This window comes from Streptomyces sp. FH025 (assembly GCF_017427025.1).
In the GTDB taxonomy this organism is placed as follows: Bacteria; Actinomycetota; Actinomycetes; order Streptomycetales; family Streptomycetaceae; genus Kitasatospora.
Map to the genome: position 1 here is coordinate 1 of NZ_JAFLNG010000799.1, position 3,171 is coordinate 3,171.

The 3,171-nt window shown below is 73.4% G+C and carries 3 protein-coding genes and 1 pseudogene; all 4 read left to right on the top strand.

Annotated features, from left to right (window positions below; genetic code table 11):
* Positions 1-217, top strand: a pseudogene (locus tag J0670_RS34025) (MFS transporter); the annotation flags it as partial.
* Between the two features lie 94 nt (positions 218-311).
* Positions 312-1,115: an MBL fold metallo-hydrolase gene (locus J0670_RS34030; RefSeq protein WP_207816193.1), complete on the top strand. Its 804-nt coding sequence runs from the start codon at positions 312-314 to the stop codon at positions 1,113-1,115.
* 44 nt (positions 1,116-1,159) lie between these two features.
* Positions 1,160-1,591, top strand: coding sequence for a nuclear transport factor 2 family protein (locus J0670_RS34035; protein WP_207816195.1), 432 nt, complete (start codon positions 1,160-1,162; stop codon positions 1,589-1,591).
* Between the two features lie 118 nt (positions 1,592-1,709).
* Positions 1,710-2,978, top strand: a complete 1,269-nt coding sequence (locus J0670_RS34040) for an NAD(P)/FAD-dependent oxidoreductase (RefSeq protein WP_207816197.1) — start codon at positions 1,710-1,712, stop codon at positions 2,976-2,978.
* The last annotated feature ends 193 nt before the right edge of the window (positions 2,979-3,171 follow it).

The following is a 3,171-nucleotide window of genomic DNA, read 5'->3' on the forward strand; positions in this document are numbered from 1 at the left end:
CGGCTCGGGTACGGCCCTGGTGACGGCCTCGGCCCCGCCGCACCTGCTCGGGCGGGCGCTGGCGCGCTGGGAGCTGTCGATGGGGGTCGGCCGGGCGGCGGCGCCGGCCGTGCTGACGGCGCTGCTGGCCGCCGGGCCGGGGCTGCTGTGGGCCTCCCTGGCGGCCACCACGGCGCTCGGGGCGCTGGCGGTGCTGCGGCTGGGGCCGGCGGAGTAGGGGCATCGGTGACCAGCGCTCCGGATGCGGGCCGGGGGCGCAGCACCGATGCTGGCGGCGAGGCGTGTCCGGCCCGAGGAAGGATGTCTGCAACATGAGCGCACTCGACTTCGAGATCATCGACTCCCCCGACAGCTCGCTCAACAAGACCTCCGTCCTGGTCACCGGCCCCGACCACGCCCTGCTGGTGGACGCCGGGTTCACCCGCTCCGACGGACGCCGCCTGGTCGAGCGGATCCGGGCCAGCGGCAAGCGGCTGACCACCGTCTTCATCAGCCACGGCGACCCGGACTTCTACTTCGGCGCCCAGGAGGTGCAGGACGCCTTCCCGCAGGCCCGTTTCCTGGCCACCGCCTCGACCGTCGAGCACATCCAGGAGACCTTCGACGCCAAGCTGCGCGCCTGGTCCCGCCTCGGGCCCGAGCTGGCCACCCGGCTGGTCCGGCCCGAGGTGCTGCACGGGGACGAACTCGTCTTCGAGGGGCACCGGTTCGAGGTGCGCGGCGCCGACTTCCACCTGCCCGACCGGCACTACCTGTGGCAGCACCACCACCGCGCGGTGCTCGGCGGGGTGCTGCTCTTCGAGGGCCTGCACGTGTGGACGGCCGACACCCCGACCTCCGCCCAACGGGCCGCCTGGATCGACCTGTTGGACGGCATCGAGGCGCTCCACCCGACCTGGGTCGCGGCCGGCCACCGCACCGCCGGGGCGCCCACCGACCTCAACGCCGTCGACCACACCCGCGCCTACCTGCGGGCCTTCGAGACCGAGATCGGCCGGGCCCCGGACGCGACCGCCGCCAAGGAGGCGCTGGAGCGGCGCTTCCCGCAGCTCGGGCTGAGGATCGCGGTCGACCTCGGCACCAAGGTGGTCATGGGCGAAATGGCCTGGAAATGACGGACCGGAAGTGATGGACCGGAAGTGACGGAAATGAGCACGCGATGATCGAGATCCCCCGGGACGTCGCCTCGTTCGCCGAGTCGCCCGCCCCCGCGGACGTGGTCCGCCGCCAGTACCTGGCCTCCGCCCGGGGCGACCTGGCGGCACTGCGCGCCACGCTCGCCGAGGACGTCGAGTGGACGGAGATGGCCGGCTTCCCGCTGGCCGGCACCTACCGCACCCCCAAGGGCGTCACCGGCAACGTGATGGAGCGCCTGGCCGCCGAGTGGGACAACTGGACGGCGCACGACGACACCTACGTGGTGGACGGCGAGGAGGTGGTCGTGCTGGGCCGCTACACGGCCGTCCACCGGACCACCCGCGCGCCGCTCGCGGTCCGGATGGCCCACCACTTCACGGTGCGCGGCGGCCGGATCGTCCGCTTCGAGCAGTTCACCGACACCGCGCTGGTCAGGGACGCGATGACCGCGTGAGACCCCGCGTTCACCCGTACGGGCGAGCACGGCGCGGCGCGCCCGGCGCGGTCTCGACATGCCACCCGAACGGCGGCAGGCTGGCAGTGAATCACGGCCGTAGAGCGAGGAGTTGGGCATGGCGGGCACGGATACCACCGGTACGACCGGAGCGGGCGGCGGGCGCGAGCGCCCGATCGTCATCGTCGGGGCGTCGCTCGGCGGCGCCAAGGCGGCGGAGGCACTGCGCGAGGCCGGGTACCGGGGCGGCATCGTCCTGATCGGCGAGGAGCACGAGCTCCCGTACGAACGGCCGCCGCTGTCCAAGGGCTACCTTCTCGGCAAGGAGCCCAGGGACAAGATCTACGTCCACCCGCCGCAGTGGTACGCCGAGCACGACGTCACGCTGCGCCTGGGCATCGCGGTCGTCGCGATCGACCCGGCCGCGCACACCGTGACGCTCGCCGACGACGGCCAGGTCGAGTACGCCAAGCTGCTGCTGACCACCGGCTCGGTACCGCGCAGGCTGCCGGTGCCCGGCGCGGACCAGGACGGCGTGCTCTACCTGCGCCGGGTCGAGGACAGTGACCGGATCAAGGAGGCGCTGCGCCCCGGCGCCCGGATCGCGGTGATCGGCGCGGGCTGGATCGGCCTGGAGGTGGCGGCCGCGGCCCGGGAGGCGGGCGCCGAGGTGACGGTGCTGGAGGCGGCCGAACTGCCGCTGTTGCGGGTGCTGGGCCGGGAGGTCGCCCAGGTCTTCGCCGACCTGCACCGCGACCACGGCGTGGACCTGCGCTTCGGCGTCCAGGTGACCGAACTGACCGGCTCCGGCGGCACGGTGAGCGGGGTGCGGCTCGGCGACGGCACCGAGGTGGCGGCCGACGCGGTGGTGGTCGGCATCGGCATCTCCCCCGCCACCGGCCTGGCCGAGGCGGCCGGGCTGGAACTCGACAACGGCATCAGGACCGACGAGCACCTGCGCACCTCGGACCCGGACGTCTACGCGGCCGGCGACGTCGCCAACGCCTACCACCCGCTGTTCGGCAAGCACATCCGGGTCGAGCACTGGGCCAACGCCCTCAACCAGCCGCAGACCGCCGCCCGCTCCCTGCTCGGGCAGCCGGACGCGGTGTACGACCGCATTCCCTACTTCTTCACGGACCAGTACGACCTCGGCATGGAGTACGTCGGCTACGTCGAGCCGGGCGGCTACGACCAGGTGGTGTTCCGCGGGGACCCGGCCACCCGCGAGTTCATCGCCTTCTGGCTCTCCGGCGGCCGGGTCCTCGCGGGGATGAACGTCAACGTCTGGGACGTCACTGACCCGATCCGCGAACTGGTGCGCTCGGGGCGGGTGGTGGACGCCAAGGCACTGGCCGACCCGACCGTCCCGCTCACCGAGGTGTGACGCTCGCGAGTGCGTGATACTGGGCTCCGGGGGGGGAGTCTCGGGCTGGGAGGCGCGGTGGGCGGGACGGCCGGTTTCGCCGTGGTGGTGTTCGGTGCGCTGGGCGGCGTGGTCGCCTACCTCGCCGGAGTCGTCGGGCTGCGCGAACTGCGTCGGCTGCGCCGGGTCGGCGTGCCGGTGCGGGCACTGGTGA

Bases quoted from the DNA above. Each gene is read 5' to 3' on its own strand.
- J0670_RS34035 (WP_207816195.1), top strand. From the start codon at position 1,160: ATGATCGAGATCCCCCGGGACGTCGCCTCGTTCGCCGAGTCGCCCGCC.
- J0670_RS34040 (WP_207816197.1), top strand. From the start codon at position 1,710: ATGGCGGGCACGGATACCACCGGTACGACCGGAGCGGGCGGCGGGCGC.
- J0670_RS34030 (WP_207816193.1), top strand. From the start codon at position 312: ATGAGCGCACTCGACTTCGAGATCATCGACTCCCCCGACAGCTCGCTC.